The following is a 17,281-nucleotide window of genomic DNA, read 5'->3' as shown; positions in this document are numbered from 1 at the left end:
ACCGGGCTCTTTCACTGCGATCAGGCGATCAGAGCTTGATCTCGACGTAGGCTTCGTCGCGGATCTGGCGCAGCCAGGCCTGCAACTCCTCGTCGTATTTGCGGTTGCGCAGGACGTTCATCGCCTGCTGCTCGCGGTACTGCTCGCTGCTGTCGGTGGCGCGACGACCGAGGACTTCCAGCACGTGCCAGCCGTAGGGGCTCTTGAACGGCTCGGACAGCTGGCCGCTCGGGGTCTTGGCCATCACCTCGCGGAATTCCGGGACCAGGGTATTGGGGTCGATCCAGTTGAGGTCGCCGCCATTGAGGGCGGAGCCCGGGTCTTCGGAGAAGTTCTTGGCCAGGGTGGCGAAGTCTTCGCCGGCCACGATGCGCTGATACAGGCGCTCCACCAGGCGGCGGGTCTCCTCTTCGCTGCGCACTTCGTTGGGCTTGATCAGGATGTGGCGCACATGCACCTCATCGCGCACTTGGGTGTCGCCGCCGCGCTTGTCCAGCAGCTTGACGATCATGAAGCCGCCAGGAGTGCGAACCGGCTCGGTGATGTCGCCGACCGACAGTGTACGAATCATCTCGGCGAACGCCGGCGGTAGCTGGGCCGCCTTGCGCCAGCCGATCTCGCCGCCTTCCAGGGCGTTCTCGCTGGCGGAGCTGGACATCGCGGTCTGGGCGAAGTCGGCGCCGGCGCGCAGCTTGTCATAGACCTCGGAGGTCTTCTGTGCGGCTGCGCGGATCTCGTCCGGAGAGGCTGCTTCCTGAACCGGGATCAGGATATTGGCCAGGCGGAATTCCTCCGACAGCTGCATTTCGCCCAGATCCGAGGACAGGAAGTTCTGCACCTCCTGATCGGTGACCTGGATGCGCTCGGCCACGCGGCGCTGGCGCACGCGGCTGATGACCATCTCGCGACGAACCTGTTCGCGGGCCTCGTCGTAGGACAGACCGTCGCGTGCCAGCGCGGCGCGGAACTGGTCCAGATTCAGGCGGTTGCGCTGGGCAATCCCTTCCATGGCCTGGTTCAGTTCTTCGTCAGTGATGCGAATGCCCGAGCGGTCGCCAATCTGCAGCTGCAGATTTTCGACGATCAGGCGCTCCAGCACCTGTTGTTGCAGCACATCCTGCGGGGGCAGCTGGCCGCCGCGCTTGCCGATGGTCTGCTCGACCTCGCGCAGACGCTGATCCAGCTGGCTGTACATGATCACGTCGTTGTCGACGATGGCGACCACGCGATCGATGGATTGGAGCTGCGCCTGTGCGGCGGAAGCGAGGAAAACTGCGCCCAGCAACAGCGGGCGCAGGCAATCAGAAAGCTTGTTCTTCACGTTCACGGTAACCTTGAATGCCTTGCTCGAGGAAGCTCTCAGTCTTGCCGCCCAGCACGTTGCCGAGGCCCTTGAGGACGATCTGCAGGAAGATGCCGCGATCCGGCTCTTCGTTGGTGTCGGGGTTGAGACTGGTTTCGTCGTAGTCGATCCAGTAGCGGTTGATCAGGCGCAGCTTCCAGCAGCAGCTGTCGTACTCGAAGCCGCCGAAGGCCTCGAGGGTGCGGTCGCGCGCATAGTCGCGCTGCCAGCGGGCGATCACGTTCCACTGCGAGACGATCGGCCAGATGACCGAGAAGTCGTGCTGCTGGATCTTGTAGTAGTCCTTGATGTAGGTGGTATTCGGATTTCCGTCAGTCTCGTATTCGGGCAGGCCGAAGTCGCTACCGTAGGTCCAGGTTCCGCTGGCCTGATCGTAACGCAGAGTGTCGTCGCGATAGCGGTAGCCGGCGTTGATCACCTTGTTCGGGTTGTCCTCAGGCTGATAGTGGAACATCAGGCTGCCGGAGCGGGTGCGATGCGCATCGCCGTCCCAGTTGAAGTCCGAGGTCACGTTCCAGTCGCGGTTGAAGCGGTACATGTACTCCAGCGCATAGGGCGAGAAATCGGACTTGGAATCGTCGCGGGTGCGATAGTCGATGCCCGGCATCTGCACCTTGCGATCGGCGAAGTGGATGGCCTGACCGATGCTGAAGCGTTGACGCTCGAAGCCGTTGGTCTCGATCCAGCGATTGGTCACGCCCAGCGACAGCTTGTTCTCGTCACCAATGCGATCACGACCGGAGAAGCGGTTGTCGCGGAACAGCGAGGCATAATTGAAGCTGTACTCGCCGGTATCGAAGACCGGAATCTCGTCCTGCTCTTCTTCCGGCACATACAGGTAGTAGGCGCGCGGTTCCAGGGTCTGGCGGTAGCTGGTACCGAACCACTGAGTATTGCGGTCGAAGTACAGGCCGCTGTCGATGCTGGCGATCGGCACGCTGCGGTCCGGCGAGTCCTCGAAGTCCCCGCCAACCTGGGCCTTGCCAATGGAGTCCAGGTCCAGGTCGTACTGGGTATAAGCGTATTTGACGCTCGGTTTGACATAGCCCCAGGTCCACTCCAGCGGCAGGCTTACGCCTGGCTCGAGATGAATGCGCTCGCCGTTGGCGCGGGCGATGCCGCTGACGTAGTTGTCGTACCAGTGCTCCGGATTGCCATTCTCGTCGATGAAGTTGCCGCTGCGCAGGTCACGATCGAAGCGAACGTACTCGGTGCCGTAGGTGAAGTTCACTCCGCCCGGCTGGAAGGGCAGCTTGCCGTCCAGGGTCAGTTGCGGCAGGCGCTCGTACGGCGTGACATCGACCACGCTGGTCTGCGCATAGGCATGGGCATTGAGGCGGGCAGTGAAGGTATCGCCACGCCAGCTCAGCGTGCCGCGCTGATTGAGGAAGTCCGGGGTCTCGAGATTTTCCAGGTCGCTGTCCAGGTCCTGGAAGTAGTAGGGGTCGCTGATATCGGTGTAGTCGACCTCGGCCAGCAGGCGCTCGTCCAGGCCACCTACGTGCTGCCAGTTGTACATCCAGCGCTGGTCTTCGTAGTCCGACTGCAGCTCGCGCTCGTCTTCCTGGTCGTCCAGGTAGGCGCCGCCGACCTGGCCTTCGCTGCCCTTGGTCAGGTAGCGGAACTCACCCTCCATCAGCAGGCCGCGCTTGGCCATGTAGGTCGGGTAGAGGGTGGCATCGTAGTTCGGTGCCAGGTTGAAGTAGTACGGCGTCGACAGGGTGAAGCCGTTGTCGCTCGACGAGCCGATGCCCGGCGCGAGGAAGCCGGACTGGCGGCGATCGTCGATTGGGAAGTAGATGTACGGGGTGTAGAAGACCGGAATGTCCTTCACCCGCAGGGTCACGTTGGTCGCGGTACCGAAGCCGGTGGCCGGGTCCAGCTTGATGTTGTTGCCCTTCAGGTGCCAGGCATTGTTGCCCGGCTCGCAGCGGGTGTAAGTGCCGTCCTTGAGACGGACGACGGCGCTTTCTTCGCGCTTGGCGTAGAGCGCGTTACCACGGACGTGACCCTTGTGGATCACGTACTCGGCGTTCTCGACCTTGGCTTCGCCGTTGTCCAGCTGGATCTCGGCGCGGTCGCCGACCACCAGCATGCCGTTGTCACGGATGCGCACGTTGCCTTTCAGCTCGCCGCGGTTCTCGGCCTGGTGCAGAGTGGCCTCTTCGGCCTCGATCTGCATGCTCGACTGGCGCAGGACCACATCACCGGCGAGGGTGGCGGCTTCCTTCTCCTGCTCGTAGCGCGAGGCCTTGGCCGAAACGAACAGCGGGGCCTCGTCCATCGGCGTGTCGTCGCTCATGCCCGGGCGCAGCGGCTCGACGTAGGAACCCTCGCAGTACGGGCCGACTTCCGCCAGCTGGGCGGCGCTCAGTTTGTCGCGCGGGACCCAGTCCAGGTGGCTGTAGTCGGCGCTGCGGCTGCTCAGGGCGCGGCCTTCGCTCTCGGTGACCAGTACCGGCTGCTCGCCTTGAGCCTGACCATCGGCCGATGCGCCTGTGCCGGAGCTGACAGCCGTGGCGCTGTGCTGCGGGCGCGGCAGCGCGGCAGCGGCATTGCTCTTCGGCGAGCAGGCCCAGCCGCCGGTGGCGGAGGCGGAGCAGTCGTACTGCTCGGCAGCAATAGCGAAAGGCGATGCCAGAGGTTGCAGAGCCAGCAGGCTGCCGGTCACCAGCAACGGGAATTTTTTACGGAACAGGGGGAGTTTTACTGCCATCTTGTTTTTCCGGGCTTCCTGCGCGCCTTCGACCCGCGGGGGCCGCACGCCTCTCGATGGGCTGAAAAAGATGCTGGATAATAAAGCATGACCCGCGCAACGGCTAGCGCCGTCGGAGACCCCTGTAATGCCCGATCAAGATGTGCGTCTCCAGCTCCTGCAGAGCTGGCTGCAAGACTGTCTACCCGCTCTGTTTCAACGCGAAGGCTGGGGCGAAGTGCCCACTGCCAGCCTGGCTCCGGCCAGCAGCGACGCCAGTTTCCGCCGCTATTTCCGCTGGCAGGCCGCAGGCCGCAGCCTGATCCTGATGGACGCCCCGCCGCCCCAGGAAGACTGCCGGCCCTTCGTCAAGGTCGCCGCCATGCTGGCCGAGACGGGTGTGCACGTGCCGCGCATCCTGGCCCAGGATCTGGAGCGTGGCCTCCTGGTACTGGACGACCTGGGTTCGCAAACCTGGCTCGAGGTGCTGAACGCGGACAACGCCGATGGGCTGTTCGACGCGGCCCTGCAGGCCCTGGTGGCTTTCCAGAAACTGCCGATCGAGCACCAGCTGCCGCCCTATGACGACGCCCTGCTGCGCCGCGAGCTGCAGCTGTTCCCCGACTGGTACCTGCAGCGCCATCTCGGCGTGGAATTGAGCGAGGCGCAGCGCGGCCAGTGGCAACAGGTCTGCGATCTGCTGGTGAGCAGTGCCCTGGCCCAGCCGCGGGTATTCGTCCATCGCGACTACATGCCGCGCAACCTGATGCTGAGCCAGCCCAACCCCGGCATCCTCGATTTCCAGGACGCGGTGCACGGGCCGATCAGCTACGACGTCACCAGCCTGTTCAAGGACGCCTTCCTCAGCTGGCCCGAGGAGCGAGTGATCGGCTGGCTGCAGCGCTACTGGCAGCTGGCGCGCGAGGCCGGTCTCGCAGTGCCGGCGGAGTTCGCCGAGTTCCATCGCGCCAGCGACCTGATGGGCGTGCAGCGCCATCTCAAGGTGATCGGCATCTTCGCGCGCATCTGCCATCGCGACGGCAAGCCCAAGTACCTGAACGATGTGCCTCGCTTCTTCTCCTATATAGAAGCAGTGCTGACGCGGCGACCCGAACTGGCCGTGCTCGGTGAACTGCTGGCCAGTCTGCCACAGTGGGAGAAGCAACCGGCATGAAGGCGATGATTCTCGCCGCGGGCAAGGGCGAACGCCTGCGTCCGCTGACCCTGCACACGCCCAAGCCCCTGGTGCGTGCCGGCGGCATTCCGCTGATCGAGTTCCATGTGCGTGCCCTGGCGGCGGCCGGTTTCAGCGAACTGGTGATCAACCACGCCTGGCTCGGCCAGCAGATCGAGGACTACCTGGGCGACGGCAGTCGCTTCGGGCTGCGTATCCTCTATTCGGCCGAGGGCGAGCCGCTGGAGACCGGCGGCGGCATCTTCAAGGCCCTGCCGTTGCTGGGTGACGAGCCGTTCCTGGTGGTCAATGGCGATATCTGGAGCGACTACGACTTCACCACCCTGCGCCGTCCGCTGCAGGGGCTGGCCCACCTGGTGCTAGTGGATAACCCCGCCCACCACCCGAGCGGCGACTTCCGCCTGCAGGAAGGCCGCGTGTCGGATGCCATTGGCGGCGAAGACAGCCTGACCTACAGCGGCCTGGCCGTGCTGCATCCGCGCCTATTCGCCGGTTGCCAGCCGGGCGCCTTCAAGCTGGCGCCGCTGCTGCGCGCCGCCATGGCCGCCGGCCAGGTCAGCGGCGAGCACTTCGCCGGCCGCTGGATCGATGTCGGCACCCACGAGCGCCTGGCGGACGTCGAGCGCCTGCTGGCGGCGGGGGCCTGACATGCTCTGGCCGGCGACCCTGATCGGCGCGGCGGTGGGGCTGGCGATCGCCAGCATCCCCGGCGCGTTGCTCGGTGGCCTGCTCGGCCATGTGCTGGACCGGCGTCTGCGCCTGCAATCCCTCGACCATCTGCGCGAGTTGCTGGGTGCCAAGCGTCCGCAGCTGGATGACGAAGATCTGCTGTTCATGCTGATCGGTCGGCTGGCCAAGAGTGACGGACGGGTGCTCGACAGCCATATCCAGGCGGCGCGCAACGAGATGCAGCGCCTGGGCCTGGACGAGCCGGGCCGGCGGCGGGCCATGCAGGCCTTCAACCGCGGCAAGCAGGTCGACGATAAGGAGTTGCGCGCCGCGCTGCGTGCGCTGCACGAGCGTCCGGAGCGTGGTGAAACGCTGTTGCGCACCTGTTGGCGCATGGCCTGGGCCGATGGGCGGGTGAGCGAGGCGGAGTCGCGGCTGATCCAGCAATGGGGGCTCTGGCTGGAGTGGAAGCGCGAGGCGCTGAAGACTCTGGCCGCCGAGTACGAGCCAGCGCGTACGGTGCCGCAGGTGAAATCCAGCGACTACCAGGCGGCTCTGCGCCTGCTCGGCGTGCAGATGGATACTGAACCGGCCGCGATCAAGCGCGCCTACCGCCGCCTGATCAGTCGCCACCATCCGGACAAGCTGGCCGGCTCCGGTGCCACTGCGGCGCAGTTGCGTACCGCAACCGACAAGACCCGCGAGCTGCAGGTCGCCTACGAACTGGTGCGCCAGCGCCACGGCTTCCGCTAGCTGCTGTTTACTGTTTCTCCAGCCAGCCGCGCACGCGGCGGAACAGCTGTTCCTGCTCGGCATCCAGGTTACCCGGCAGGGCCTTGAGGGCGATCTGCGTATAGCCGTCATGGGCCAGGCGCTTGCTGGCCTGTTTGCGCCGTACCGCGCTGCCGCGATCGGCGGGCAAGTCCTTGTAGAAGAAGTCGCCGGTGGCCAGCTTGAGGCCGGGAATCAGCTCGTCCAGCGCCGGGGTCTGCCCGCCGGGCAGCTGCGGCGCGACCACCACCAGCTGCTTGATCTGCTCGGGCTTGCGCTCCCTGAGATAGAGGGCAGCCCAGTAGGCGCCATCGCCATGGCCGAGCAGCACGATGTGCTTGGCGTCCTGCTGCTCGGCGAAGGCGATGCCGGCCTGGATGCGGGCGAAGATGCGTTCGGCTGGGTCGACCGGGGCTGCGGCTGGCGCGGGTGTTTCGGTCGGCGGTGCGGTTTCGCCGGGTGCGCCAGTGGTGGCGCCCTCGCTGGCGGGGGCGGCTGCGGCGCCTTCCGCCGGCGCGGTAGCCGTATCGACCGTGACCGGCTCCGGTGCGCGTGGCAGCACCGCTTCCGGCAGCGGCGCGGCCTTGCTGTCCGGCAGGCTCAGGCTGAGCGTGCTCCATTCGACATCCGGCAGCTTGAGGCGCAGCGGTTTGATCGCCTGGGGCCAGTCGGCGCTCTCGTCGGCGCCTGGCACCAGAATCACCACGCCCTTGGATTCCGGCGCATTGGCCGGCTTCCACAGGGCGAGGAACTTCTCCTCGCCAGCCTGCAGGGTCTGCTGTTCGTCCCTGGGCAGTTGGCGCTCCAGGCCCTCGGCGTTGTCCTCGACGCGCTCTTCCAGCGGCTGGCGTGGCGCCTCGGCGGGCGCGGCGCCCTCGCTAGGGGCTTCCCCGGCAGGCGTTTCGGCGGGAGTCGGCGATTCTTCCTCGGCATGCACGGGCAGGGCGAGGGTCAGGCACAGGGCCAGGAGTGTCGGCAGGACTGGACGGCGCATCTCAGCACTTCGGTAGCGGGGAGGTTCTAGCAGCCTAAGCGCTTCGCCGCGGTTTGTCAGGTAAGGTAGAAAGCAGACTCGTGATGATGTGGATCGACGCTGTGCGCATGATTCGACTGCTGTGCTGGCTGCTGTTGCTGTTTCCCCTGCTGGGCCAGGCGGCCGAGCTGGATGCGGCGCAGCGTGCCTGGCTGGCCGAGCATCCGCGGCTACGCGCCGGCGTGGTGCTGCAGGCGCCCTATGCCGAGTACCAGCGCCGCCAGCAGCAGCTCAGCGGGCTCAATATCGAGCTGGGCGAGGCGCTGGCCAAGACCCTCGGCATCGAGCTGAGCTGGCTCGGCTATGCCGACCAGGCGGCCCTCGACCAGGCCCTACGCGCCGGGCGTGTCGACTTCGCCCCGGGGCTGACCCAGACCCCCGCCGGCCTGCGCCTGTGGCAGTTCTCCGATCCCTATCTGCGTGTGCCCCATCTGCTGGTGGGCGAGCGCCTGGGCGAACTGGGCGTGGAGCTGGAAAACCTCGGCGAACGCGAGCCGCTGGCCGTGCGCGAGCCCAGCGCGGTGGCCGACTACCTGCGCGGCAACTACTTCAACCTGCGCCTGCAGGCCCAGCCCTCCGACCGCGAGGCCCTGCGCGCGGTGCTGGCGCAGCGGGCGCGCTATGCGGTGATCGACCAGGCCCAGCTCAGCCGCCTGAGCCAGGAGAGCGAGTTCGCCGGCCTCACCGTGGTCGCCGATGTCGGTCTGCCGCAGCTGCTGCGTTTCGGCACCCGCCGCGACTGGCCCGAACTGGCCACCATCCTCGACGCCGGCCTGCGCCAGCTGCCGGCCGAGCAGCTGGAGCAATTGCAGCAACGCTGGCTGACGGCCCGCACGCCAAGCCTGGGCGAGTCGGCGCTGTTCTGGCGCAACCTGAGCGTGCTGCTCGGCCTGCTGTTGCTGGTCAGCCTGGCCCTGCTCGCCGTGCTACGCCGCCAGCGCGGGGGCCTGGAGAAGCGCCTGCTGGAGGCGCGCGCGACCCTGGCTCGGCGCGAAGTGGCCGAAGAGGCGCTGCGCCTGGCGCAGTTCTCCCTCGACCACAGCACGGTCGGCATCCTCTGGGTCAACTGGGACAGCCGCGTGCGCTATGCCAACCAGGCGGTGGCCGAGATGCTCGGCTACGACAGCCGCGCCATGGTCGACCGGCCGCTGCAGGATTTCGAGCCCAACCTGGGCATGGACCGCTGGCTCGGCCTGTGGAAGCGCGTACGCCAGCATGAGGAGGGCGCGCTGAGCTTCGAAAGCAACTGCCGGCGCGCCGATGGCAGCTGGATGCCGGCCGACGTGACCTTGGGCTTCCTGCGCTTTCGCGACGCCGAGTACCTGGTGGTCTACCTCACCGACGTTACCGAGCGCCGCCGTGCCCACGCCGCCCTGGAGGAGAGCGAGGCGCGGCTCAAGGGTATCGCCGGCAACGTGCCGGGCCTGGTGTTCCGCCTGGAGCGCCCGCTGCCCGGTGCGCCGGTGGATTTCGCCTTTATCAGCGAGGGCAGCGAGCAACTGGTCGGTTACCCGCCGACGACCATCATGGCGGCGGACTTCGGCATTCGCAGCCTGGTCCATCCCGAGGATCGCGCCGCCTACCACGCCACCCAGGATGCCGCCATCGAGGCGGCCAGCGACTGGCAGTGGCAGGGCCGCATCCTTACCTGCGCCGGCCGCGTGCGCTGGGCCGATATCAAGGCCAGCGCCCGACAGCTCAGCGCCGAGCATGTGGTGTGGGACGGCGTGGTGTGGGACATCAGCGACAACAAGACCATCGAGCTGGAGCTGGCCGAGTCGCGGGCCCAGCTGCGCGAGCTGTCGGCGCATCTGGAGAGCGTGCGCGAGGAGGAGAAGGCGCGCATCGCCCGCGAGGTGCACGACGAGCTGGGCCAGGTGCTGACCGTGCTCAAGCTGGAGACCTCGATGTGCGAGCTGGCCTACGCCGGCCTCGACCCCGGTTTGCAGGCGCGCCTGGACAGCATGAAGAAGCTGATCGCCAACCTGTTCCAGCTGGTGCGCGACGTGGCCACCGCGCTGCGCCCGCCGATCCTCGATGCCGGCATCGCCTCGGCCATCGAGTGGCAGGCGCGGCGCTTCGAGGCGCGCAGCGGCATCGCCTGCCTGGTGCAGGTGCCCGAGCAGCTGCCGGCGCTGACGGATGCCAAGGCCATCGGCCTGTTCCGCGTGCTGCAGGAGGCGCTGACCAACGTGTTGCGCCATGCCCAGGCGCACAGCGTGGAAATCACTCTGGAGGTGCAGGATGGCGAGCTGTGCCTGAGCGTGAGTGACGATGGTCGGGGTTTCGAGCCGGCCGCGCAGCGCGCACAATCCTTCGGCCTGGTCGGCATGCGCGAGCGCGTGCTGATGCTCGGTGGGCGCCTGGTGCTGGACAGCACGCCGGGGGAGGGCACCACACTGGTGGTGCATGTTGCACTGGATAGCGAGGTCGTAGCGTGATTCGAGTTCTGGTGGCCGAAGACCACACCATCGTCCGCGAGGGCATCAAGCAACTGATCGGTCTGGCCAAGGACCTGACGGTGGCCGGCGAGGCCTGCAATGGCGAACAGTTGCTGGAGACCCTGCGCCACACGCCCTGCGAGGTGGTGTTGCTGGATATCTCCATGCCCGGGGTCAACGGCCTGGAAGCGATTCCGCGTATCCGCGCGCTGAACGAGCCGCCGGCGGTGCTGGTGCTGTCCATGCACGACGAGGCGCAGATGGCCGCCCGCGCCCTGAAGATCGGCGCCGCTGGCTACGCCACCAAGGACAGTGATCCGGCCCTGCTGCTCACCGCCATCCGCAAGGTCGCCGGCGGCGGCCGCTACATTGACCCGGAGCTGGCCGACCGCATGGTCTTCGAGGTCGGCCTGACCGACTCGCGGCCACCCCACGCGCTGCTGTCCGAGCGCGAGTTCTCGGTGTTCGAGCGCCTGGTGCGCGGTGAGGGCGTCAACGAGATCGCCCAGCAGCTGTCGGTCAGCAGCAAGACCATCAGCACCCACAAGGCGCGCCTGATGCAGAAGCTCAACCTGCATTCGGTGGCCGATCTGGTGAAGTACGCGGTGGAGCACAAGCTGCTCTGACTTCTTCTCCCTCACCCTAACCCTCTCCCGGTGGGAGAGGGGACGAAGACGCCCGTGCCACCCCTCTCCCCTCGGGAGAGGGGCAGGGGCGGCCCGCGTAGGGTGAGGGGGCTCTCGGCAACTCGCGACTGTAGGGCAATCCCTACAACGCCTCCTCCGTCCGCCTTATAGCAATCTCTCATACCGCCCGATTTGCGCCGGCTCCACGGCTTTCTAGGCTTAGAGCACGGCAACAAGAACAAAAGGTGCGGTGATGGCCGAGAATGCTTCCAGCGATGTGCTCGTCAGTTTCAAGGGCGTGCAGAAGAGCTACGACGGCGAAAGCCTGATCGTCAAAGACCTCAACCTGGACATCCGCAAGGGCGAGTTCCTCACCCTGCTCGGGCCGTCCGGTTCCGGCAAGACCACCAGCCTGATGATGCTGGCCGGTTTCGAAACGCCCACCGCCGGCGAGATCCTCCTGGCCGGGCGCGCCATCAACAACGTGCCGCCGCACAAGCGCGACATCGGCATGGTGTTCCAGAACTACGCGCTGTTCCCGCACATGACGGTGGCCGAGAACCTGGCCTTCCCGCTCACCGTGCGCGGCATGAACAAGACCGACATCACCGAGCGGGTCAAGCGTGCGCTGTCCATGGTCCAGCTCGACAACTTCCGCAATCGCTACCCGGCGCAGCTCTCCGGCGGCCAGCAGCAGCGCGTGGCCCTGGCCCGCGCGCTGGTATTCGAGCCGCAGCTGGTGCTGATGGACGAGCCGCTCGGCGCGCTGGACAAGCAGCTGCGCGAGCACATGCAGATGGAGATCAAGCACATCCACCAACGCCTGGGCGTGACCGTGGTCTACGTGACCCACGACCAGGGCGAGGCGCTGACCATGTCCGACCGGGTGGCGGTGTTCCACCAGGGCGAGATCCAGCAGATCGCCCCGCCGCGCGACCTCTACGAAGAGCCGAGCAATACCTTCGTCGCCCACTTCATCGGCGAGAACAATCGCCTGGCCGGCGAGCTGGTCAGCCGTGATGGCGAGCGCTGCACCGTGCGCACCGCCCGTGGCGAGCAGGTACAGGCGCTGGCGGTGAATGTCGGTGCGCCGGGCGCGCCGGTGAGCCTGTCGATCCGCCCCGAGCGGGTGCGCATCAACAGTGCCAGCGAGAGCTGCGCCAACCGATTCAGCGGCCGGGTGGCCGAGTTCATCTACCTGGGCGACCACGTGCGCATCCGCATGGAGGTGTGTGGCAACCCCAGCTTCTTCGTCAAACAGCCGATCGCCGAGCTCGACCCCGCCCTGGGCGTGGGCGATGTGGTGCCGCTCGGCTGGCATGTGGAGCACGTAAGGGCGCTAGACCCTCTGATCGTCGAGTGACGGCGCCGCGCATTACCAACCCTGCACAGTGGAGAAAACAACAATGAGCAATATCCGCAGCATCTTCCGCCACAGCGCCCTGGCCATCGGCCTGCTCGGCGCGAGCCAGGCGATGGCCGCCGACCTGACGGTGATCTCCTTCGGCGGTGCCAACAAGGACGCCCAGACCAAGGCCTTCTACCAGCCGTGGGAAGCGGCCGGCAAAGGCAAGGTGATCGCCGGCGAATACAACGGCGAGATGGCCAAGGTCAAAGCCATGGTCGACACCAGCAGCGTGTCCTGGCACTTGGTGGAAGTGGAGTCGCCCGAGCTGTCCCGCGGTTGCGACGAGGGCCTGTTCGAGGAACTCGACCCGGCCCTGTTCGGCAGCGCCGACGACTTCATCGAGGGTGCCATCCAGCCGTGCGGCGTGGGCTTCTTCGTGTGGTCCACCGTACTCGCCTACAACGCCGACAAGCTCTCCGCAGCGCCGAGCAGCTGGGCCGATTTCTGGGACGTGGCCAAGTTCCCGGGCAAGCGCGGCCTGCGCAAGGGCGCCAAGTACACCCTGGAATTCGCCCTGATGGCCGACGGCGTGGCGCCGAAGGACGTCTACACCGTGCTCGCCACCCAGGAAGGCCAGGATCGCGCGTTCAAGAAGCTCGACCAGATCAAGCCGCACATCCAGTGGTGGGAAGCCGGTGCCCAGCCGCCGCAGTTCCTCGCCTCGGGTGACGTGGTCATGAGCTCCGCCTACAACGGCCGCATCGCTGCCGTGCAGAAGGAGAGCAACCTGAAAGTGGTGTGGAACGGCGGCATCTACGACTTCGACTCCTGGGCCATCCCGAAAGGCGCCAAGGATGCCGACGCCGCCAAGGCCTTCGCCGCGTTCAGCGTGCAGCCGGAGCAGCAGAAGGTGTACTCGTCGAACATCGCCTACGGCCCGGCCAACAAGAAGGCCGTCGAGCTGCTCGACCCGGCGCTGCTCAAGGACATGCCGACCACGCCGGAAAACATCGCCAACCAGGTGGCCATGAACGTGACCTTCTGGGCCGACTACGGCGAGCAGCTGGAGCAACGCTTCAACGCCTGGGCGGCGAAGTGATGATGTCCCCTCTCCCGCTTGCGGGAGAGGGTTAGGGAGAGGGGCGGTGCTTGCCCTCTCCCCCAGCCCCTCTCCCATGCATGGGAGAGGGGAGCTAGTCCCCGGTGTTTCTGGAGCCCGCGATGGCCACTACCGTTTCCCTCACCGAGTTCGCCGGCCTGACGCTGAAGCAGAAGCTGGCCCGCGCCGAGCGCATCAACCGGCTCAAGGCCCAGGGCCTGATCCTGCCGTTGCTGGTGTTCCTCTTCGTGGTGTTCCTGCTGCCCATCGGCATCCTGCTGTACAAGAGCGTGGAAAACCCCGAGGTGGTCGGTAGCCTGCCGCGTACCGTCGAGGCGATTTCCTCCTGGGATGGCCGCGGCCTGCCGGAGGAGCCGGTGTACCAGGCCCTGGCCCTGGACCTGGCCGACGCGCGCAAGAACCAGACCATCGGCGATCTTTCCAAGCGCCTGAACATGGAGCTGGCCGGCTACCGCAGCCTGCTGGCCAAGACCGGTCGCGCCCTGCCGTTCAAGCAGGAGCCTGCGTCCTATAAAGATGCGCTGGAGAACCTCGACGAGCGCTGGGGCGACCCGGCCTACTGGCAGGTGATCCGCCGCAACGACAGTGGCGTCACCCCGTATTTCCTGCTGGCGTCCCTCGACCACCGCATCGACGATCTCGGCGAGCTGGCGTCCGCCACCCCGGACCAGGCCATCTACCTGGACATCTTCGCCCGCACCTTCTGGATGGGCCTGGTGATCACCGCTATCTGCCTGGTGCTGGCCTACCCGCTGGCTTACCTGCTGGCCAACCTGCCGACCCGGACCAGCAACCTGCTGATGATTCTGGTGCTGCTGCCGTTCTGGACCTCGATCCTGGTGCGGGTGGCGGCCTGGATCGTGCTGCTGCAGTCGGGCGGGCTGATCAACAGCGCGCTGATCGCCATGGGCGTGATCGACGCGCCGCTGCAACTGGTGTTCAACCGTACCGGCGTGTACGTGGCCATGGTGCACATCATGCTGCCGTTCATGATCCTGCCGATCTTCAGCGTGATGAAGGGCATCTCGCCGAGCTACATGCGCGCTGCCATCTCGCTCGGCTGCCACCCGTTCGCCAGCTTCTGGCGGGTGTACTTCCCGCAGACCCTGGCGGGCGTCGGCGCCGGCTGCCTGCTGGTGTTCATCCTGTCCATCGGCTACTACATCACCCCCGCGCTGCTGGGCAGCCCGGGCGACCAGATGATCAGCTACTTCGTCGCCTTCTACACCAACAGCACCATCAACTGGGGCATGGCCACGGCGCTGGGCGGCCTGCTGCTGCTGGCGACCATGCTGCTCTACGTGGTGTACAGCTGGCTGGTGGGCGCGAGCCGCCTGCGCTTGGGATAAAGCCTGCGCAGCAGGCCAACTGATGGCCCTCGCCCCTTGGGGAGAGGGTGCCCGCAGGGCGGGAGAGGGGCGAGGCCCCGCTAGAGATTGATTGGAGAATGCAGATGCTGAGCCCCTACAAGTCCCCCGTCGAGCGTGCCTGGTTCTGGACCCACCGTGGCCTGTGCGCGCTGGTGCTGCTGTTCCTGATCCTGCCGGTGCTGGTGATCATCCCGCTGTCGTTCAACTCCGGCAGCTTCCTGGTCTACCCGCTGCAGGGTTTCTCCCTGCGCTGGTACGAGTCGTTCTTCACTTCCGCCGAGTGGATGCGCTCGCTGAAGAACAGCATGATCGTGGCGCCAGCCGCCACCGTGCTGGCGATGGTCTTCGGCACCCTGGCGTCGATCGGCCTGACCCGTGGCGAGTTTCGTGGCAAGGCGCTGGTGATGAGCCTGCTGATCTCGCCGATGGTCGCCCCGGTGGTCATCGTCGGCGTGGCCAGCTACCTGTTCTTCGCCCCGCTGGGCCTGGGCAACAGCTACACCTCGTTGATCCTGGTGCACGCCGTGCTCGGCGTGCCCTTCGTGATCATCACCGTGTCCGCGACGTTGCAGGGCTTCAACTACAACCTGGTGCGCGCCGCCGCCAGCCTGGGCGCCTCGCCGATCACCGCGTTCCGCCGGGTGACTCTGCCGCTGATCGCTCCCGGGGTGATCTCCGGTGCGCTGTTCGCCTTCGCTACCTCGTTCGACGAGGTGGTGGTGACCCTGTTCCTCGCCGGCCCCGAACAGGCCACCCTGCCGCGGCAGATGTTCAGTGGCATCCGCGAGAACCTGTCGCCGACCATCGCCGCGGCCGCCACGCTGCTGATCGCCTTCTCGGTGGTCATGCTGCTGACCCTGGAGTGGCTACGCGGGCGCAGCGAGAAGATGCGCACGGCGCCGGCGGAGTAGGGCAGCCCTCACCCTGACCCTCTCCCGAGGGGGAGAGGGGATTGGGCGGCGCCGTGCCTGGCGCCGATGTCTGGTCGAAACTCCGACTGCCCCTCTCCCCTCGGGAGAGGGCCGGGGTGAGGGTTCGCCAGCCGAGCGCCGACCAACCCCGCCCCCCCATTCCCTGACATACGACAACCGCCTCGCCCCCCGACTCAGGCTACAATCGCGCCACCGTGATTCATGCCTGAGGTTCGCATGCAGCCCTTCGCCATCGCCCCGTCGATCCTGTCCGCCGATTTCGCCCGCCTGGGTGAGGAGGTCGACAAGGTGCTCGCCGCCGGCGCCGACATCGTCCACTTCGACGTGATGGACAACCACTACGTGCCCAACCTGACCATCGGCCCGATGGTCTGCTCGGCGCTGCGCAAGTACGGCATCACCGCACCGATCGACGCGCACCTGATGGTGTCGCCGGTCGACCGCATCATCGGCGACTTCATCGACGCCGGCGCCACCTACGTGACCTTCCACCCGGAAGCCACCCAGCACATCGACCGCTCGCTGCAGCTGATCCGCGACGGCGGCGCCAAGTCCGGCCTGGTGTTCAACCCGGCCACCTCGCTGGAGTGCCTGAAGTACGTGATGGACAAGGTCGACATGATCCTGCTGATGAGCGTGAACCCCGGCTTCGGCGGGCAGAAGTTCATTCCCGGCACCCTCGACAAGCTGCGCGAGGCTCGCGCGCTGATCGACGCCAGCGGCTACGACATCCGCCTGGAGATCGACGGCGGCGTCAGCGCCAAGAACATCCGCGAGATCGCCGAGGCGGGCGCCGACACCTTCGTCGCCGGCTCGGCCATCTTCAACCAGCCCGAATACAAGACGGTGATCGACGCCATGCGCGCCGAGCTGGCCCAGGTGCGCGCGTGATCCACGAGTTGTTCGAGGGGAGCCTGCCGCGCCTGGTGATGTTCGATCTGGACGGCACTCTGGTGGATTCGGTGCCGGATCTGGCCGCCGCCGTCGACCGCATGCTGGTCCAGCTAGGCCGTCCGGCCGCCGGCGTCGAGCGGGTGCGCGACTGGGTCGGCAACGGTGCCCGCGTGCTGGTGCGCCGTGCTCTGGCCGGCGACATCGAGCATACCGAGGTCAGCGACAGCGACACCGAGCAGGCCCTGGAGCTGTTCAACGAGGCCTATTCCGGCAACCACGCGCTGAGCACCGTCTACCCCGGCGTCACCGCCACCCTCAAGTGGCTGAAGAAGCAGGGCGTGGAGCTGGCGCTGATCACCAACAAGCCGGAGCGCTTCGTCGCCCCGCTGCTGGACGAGATGAAGCTGGGCCGCTACTTCCGCTGGATTATCGGCGGCGACACCCTGCCGCAGCAGAAGCCCGACCCGGCCGCGCTGCTGTTCGTTATGCGCCTGGCCAATGTCGAGCCCGAGCGTGCGCTGTTCATCGGCGACTCGCGCAACGACGTGCTGGCCGCCCGCGCTGCCAGCGTGCCGTGCGTGGCACTGAGCTACGGCTACAACCACGGCCGGCCGATCGCCGAGGAGAACCCGGCACGGGTGCTCGACGACCTGCGCCAGCTGCTGCCCGGTTGCGCCTCGGAGGGCGCTGCGCTAATGTCGCCGGACTCTTCCGATTACCCGCCTCATCGAGACAGCATCGTGGTAGTTGCCAGCAAACAATGGATGAAAGTCATCAAGGCCCTGGCCCGCTGGCGCTGGCGCGCCTGATTTCTCCTGGCCGGC

Annotated in this window: 14 protein-coding genes; 11 read left to right on the top strand and 3 right to left on the bottom strand. The window is 66.7% G+C overall.

The window, feature by feature from the left end; genetic code table 11:
• Window positions 1-28: 28 nt before the first annotated feature.
• Both N7607_RS05275 and N7607_RS05270 read right to left on the bottom strand, forming a co-directional pair.
• Window positions 29-1,327: a peptidylprolyl isomerase gene (locus N7607_RS05275; RefSeq protein ID WP_279869102.1), complete on the bottom strand. Its 1,299-nt coding sequence runs from the start codon at window positions 1,325-1,327 to the stop codon at window positions 29-31.
• Entirely contained in the window at window positions 1,302-4,079 is a 2,778-nt protein-coding gene (locus N7607_RS05270; RefSeq protein WP_279869101.1) for an LPS-assembly protein LptD, read from the bottom strand. Before N7607_RS05270 ends, N7607_RS05275 begins: the two co-directional genes overlap by 26 nt.
• 127 nt (window positions 4,080-4,206) lie before the next feature.
• Between N7607_RS05270 and N7607_RS05265 the strand changes: the two genes are divergently transcribed.
• Genes N7607_RS05265 through N7607_RS05255 form a run of 3 tightly spaced genes read left to right on the top strand, consistent with a single transcriptional unit; the run spans window position 4,207 to window position 6,675 of the window.
• Window positions 4,207-5,232, top strand: coding sequence for a phosphotransferase (locus N7607_RS05265; protein ID WP_279869100.1), 1,026 nt, complete (start codon window positions 4,207-4,209; stop codon window positions 5,230-5,232).
• Window positions 5,229-5,900 carry an N-acetylmuramate alpha-1-phosphate uridylyltransferase MurU gene (murU, locus tag N7607_RS05260; RefSeq protein ID WP_279869099.1) on the top strand — a complete coding sequence of 224 codons (672 nt, stop codon included), beginning with the start codon at window positions 5,229-5,231 and terminating at the stop codon, window positions 5,898-5,900. Before N7607_RS05265 ends, murU begins: the two co-directional genes overlap by 4 nt.
• A 1-nt stretch (window position 5,901) precedes the next feature.
• A complete protein-coding gene (locus tag N7607_RS05255; protein ID WP_279869098.1) occupies window positions 5,902-6,675 on the top strand; it encodes a TerB family tellurite resistance protein in 774 nt (257 codons plus the stop codon).
• Window positions 6,676-6,682: 7 nt separating this feature from the next.
• Here N7607_RS05255 and N7607_RS05250 read toward each other — a convergent pair whose 3' ends face one another.
• The gene (locus tag N7607_RS05250; RefSeq protein ID WP_279869097.1) at window positions 6,683-7,687 is read right to left on the bottom strand and encodes an alpha/beta hydrolase family protein; all 1,005 of its coding nucleotides are present in this window, start codon (window positions 7,685-7,687) and stop codon (window positions 6,683-6,685) included.
• Window positions 7,688-7,794: 107 nt separating this feature from the next.
• Between N7607_RS05250 and N7607_RS05245 the strand changes: the two genes are divergently transcribed.
• The 8 genes from N7607_RS05245 to N7607_RS05210 all read left to right on the top strand — a co-directional run bounded on the left by N7607_RS05245 (window position 7,795) and on the right by N7607_RS05210 (window position 17,266).
• Window positions 7,795-10,167, top strand: a complete 2,373-nt coding sequence (locus N7607_RS05245; protein ID WP_279869096.1) for a sensor histidine kinase — start codon at window positions 7,795-7,797, stop codon at window positions 10,165-10,167.
• Entirely contained in the window at window positions 10,164-10,793 is a 630-nt protein-coding gene (locus tag N7607_RS05240; RefSeq protein WP_279869095.1) for a response regulator transcription factor, read from the top strand. Before N7607_RS05245 ends, N7607_RS05240 begins: the two co-directional genes overlap by 4 nt.
• A gap of 253 nt (window positions 10,794-11,046) precedes the next feature.
• Window positions 11,047-12,156: an ABC transporter ATP-binding protein gene (locus N7607_RS05235; RefSeq protein ID WP_279869094.1), complete on the top strand. Its 1,110-nt coding sequence runs from the start codon at window positions 11,047-11,049 to the stop codon at window positions 12,154-12,156.
• A 43-nt stretch (window positions 12,157-12,199) separates the two neighbouring features.
• Window positions 12,200-13,240, top strand: a complete 1,041-nt coding sequence (locus tag N7607_RS05230; RefSeq protein WP_279869093.1) for an ABC transporter substrate-binding protein — start codon at window positions 12,200-12,202, stop codon at window positions 13,238-13,240.
• A 122-nt stretch (window positions 13,241-13,362) separates the two neighbouring features.
• On the top strand, window positions 13,363-14,610 hold the full coding sequence (locus N7607_RS05225) for an ABC transporter permease (protein ID WP_279869092.1): 1,248 nt from the start codon (window positions 13,363-13,365) through the stop codon (window positions 14,608-14,610).
• A 104-nt stretch (window positions 14,611-14,714) separates the two neighbouring features.
• Complete coding sequence (locus N7607_RS05220) at window positions 14,715-15,542, top strand: ABC transporter permease (protein WP_279869090.1); 828 nt, start codon at window positions 14,715-14,717, stop codon at window positions 15,540-15,542.
• Between the two features lie 237 nt (window positions 15,543-15,779).
• A complete protein-coding gene (gene rpe, locus N7607_RS05215) occupies window positions 15,780-16,454 on the top strand; it encodes a ribulose-phosphate 3-epimerase (protein WP_279869089.1) in 675 nt (224 codons plus the stop codon).
• Entirely contained in the window at window positions 16,451-17,266 is an 816-nt protein-coding gene (locus N7607_RS05210) for a phosphoglycolate phosphatase (protein ID WP_279869088.1), read from the top strand. The genes rpe and N7607_RS05210 overlap by 4 nt, the downstream gene beginning before the upstream one ends.
• Window positions 17,267-17,281: the final 15 nt, after the last annotated feature.

Source organism: Pseudomonas sp. GD04019 (assembly GCF_029837695.1).
GTDB lineage: Bacteria > Pseudomonadota > Gammaproteobacteria > Pseudomonadales > Pseudomonadaceae > Aquipseudomonas.
This window is presented reverse-complemented; position numbering and strand designations above follow the sequence as displayed.

Bases quoted from the DNA above. Each gene is read 5' to 3' on its own strand.
- N7607_RS05220 (WP_279869090.1), top strand. From the start codon at position 14,715: ATGCTGAGCCCCTACAAGTCCCCCGTCGAGCGTGCCTGGTTCTGGACC.
- N7607_RS05255 (WP_279869098.1), top strand. From the start codon at position 5,902: ATGCTCTGGCCGGCGACCCTGATCGGCGCGGCGGTGGGGCTGGCGATC.
- N7607_RS05265 (WP_279869100.1), top strand. From the start codon at position 4,207: ATGCCCGATCAAGATGTGCGTCTCCAGCTCCTGCAGAGCTGGCTGCAA.
- N7607_RS05245 (WP_279869096.1), top strand. From the start codon at position 7,795: ATGATTCGACTGCTGTGCTGGCTGCTGTTGCTGTTTCCCCTGCTGGGC.
- N7607_RS05230 (WP_279869093.1), top strand. From the start codon at position 12,200: ATGAGCAATATCCGCAGCATCTTCCGCCACAGCGCCCTGGCCATCGGC.
- N7607_RS05270 (WP_279869101.1), bottom strand. From the start codon at position 4,079: ATGGCAGTAAAACTCCCCCTGTTCCGTAAAAAATTCCCGTTGCTGGTG.
- murU (WP_279869099.1), top strand. From the start codon at position 5,229: ATGAAGGCGATGATTCTCGCCGCGGGCAAGGGCGAACGCCTGCGTCCG.
- N7607_RS05250 (WP_279869097.1), bottom strand. From the start codon at position 7,687: ATGCGCCGTCCAGTCCTGCCGACACTCCTGGCCCTGTGCCTGACCCTC.
- rpe (WP_279869089.1), top strand. From the start codon at position 15,780: ATGCAGCCCTTCGCCATCGCCCCGTCGATCCTGTCCGCCGATTTCGCC.
- N7607_RS05225 (WP_279869092.1), top strand. From the start codon at position 13,363: ATGGCCACTACCGTTTCCCTCACCGAGTTCGCCGGCCTGACGCTGAAG.
- N7607_RS05235 (WP_279869094.1), top strand. From the start codon at position 11,047: ATGGCCGAGAATGCTTCCAGCGATGTGCTCGTCAGTTTCAAGGGCGTG.